Source organism: Vibrio sp. Vb0598 (genome assembly GCF_033338935.1).
Taxonomy (GTDB): Bacteria; Pseudomonadota; Gammaproteobacteria; order Enterobacterales; family Vibrionaceae; genus Vibrio; species Vibrio alginolyticus.
The window spans coordinates 1-1,316 of record NZ_JAWOTP010000139.1; the positions used below are offsets into that span (position 1 = coordinate 1).

At 45.0% G+C, this 1,316-nt stretch carries 1 protein-coding gene and 1 pseudogene; both read right to left on the minus strand.

Features of this window, described 5'->3' with window-relative positions; genetic code table 11:
- Positions 1-102: pseudogene (locus R7Q38_RS23565) on the minus strand (ribonuclease HII); the annotation flags it as partial.
- Between the two features lie 9 nt (positions 103-111).
- The gene (lpxB, locus tag R7Q38_RS23570; RefSeq protein WP_202632053.1) at positions 112-1,251 is read right to left on the minus strand and encodes a lipid-A-disaccharide synthase; all 1,140 of its coding nucleotides are present in this window, start codon (positions 1,249-1,251) and stop codon (positions 112-114) included.
- Between the last annotated feature and the right edge of the window lie 65 nt (positions 1,252-1,316).

Genomic DNA, 1,316 nt, shown 5'->3' on the forward strand with positions numbered 1-1,316 from the left:
GCGTCCAACTTCATCGACTCCGGCGATCAATTGGTAGCCTTGAGGGTATTCAAACGGAGGGAGCTCTACTTTTGCTTTTGTCGTTTTTGCTTTCGCGACCATGGTACTTCTCTATTTTTCAATCAATTTCAATACTGCATTCGCAGCTTGTTGATCCGCGTCTTTACGAATCCAATGATGCATTTCGGTGAACTTATCAAGCATTGGCTTATTATCACTCTCTAGCAAACGAGAAACTTCATTGAACAAGTTGTCTGGTGTGCAATCGTCTTGAAGATACTCTTTAACCAGTTCGTCATCTGCGAGAATATTGGGTAGTGACACGTACTTAGTTTTCAATAGGCGCTTGGCCAGAAAGGCGGTAAAGGCATTGACGCGATAGCCAACAACCATAGGACGCTTAAGCAACATGCACTCTAACGCTACCGTTCCAGATGCTAGCATTACCGCATCAGAGGCTGTAATAACATTGCGAGCCGTATCATCCACCAATTTGAAATCAAGCTCGGGCGCATGCTCTTTCCACGCTTGCTCAAATTGCTCTCGACGTTTTTGATTAACTAGCGCCACTACAAAGCCCAAACCGGGGTATTTTTGGTGCAGAAGCTTGCACGTCTCAATGAATGGTTGAGAGAGCATCTTGAGCTCACTACCACGGCTACCCGGTAAAACTGCTAACCATTTTTTGTCTTGTTCAAGTCCTAGCAGATCTCGCGCAGGCGCTTGCTCAGATTGCAAAGGAATAGCATCCGCTAAGGTGTGGCCGATAAACTCACAAGGCACGTTAAATTTATCGTAAAACGCCTTTTCAAACGGTAGAAAAGCCAGTACCAGGTTGGTCGCAGCCTCAATTTTGAAGATACGCTTTTGACGCCACGCCCATACTGAAGGGCTCACGTAGTGCACGGTTTTAATGCCTACTTGCTTTAAATCTAACTCTAGACGCAAGTTAAAATCTGGCGCATCAATACCGACAAAAACATCTGGCGGGTTCTGAGTGAAGTACTTAACAAGCTCAGCTTTTACTTTTAACAAACGAGGTAATCGTCCAAGCACTTCAACTAAACCCATTACAGCTAACTCTTCCATATCAAAAAGAGATTCACAGCCTTGCGCGATCATCTTTGGCCCACCGATGCCAACGAACTCTGCATTCGGGTATCGTTCTTTCACTGCCTTGATAAAGCCTTCCCCTAGCGTATCACCAGATAACTCGCCAGCAATGATGCCAATACGTAATGGTTTTTCCATATCGATTCCGCCCTATGTACTATGGATAAGGGATTCCTTATCCATAAAACACAAAAAGACCGCAG

Excerpts from the sequence above, each read along its gene's own strand:
- lpxB (WP_202632053.1), bottom strand. The coding sequence starts at position 1,251 with ATGGAAAAACCATTACGTATTGGCATCATTGCTGGCGAGTTATCTGGT.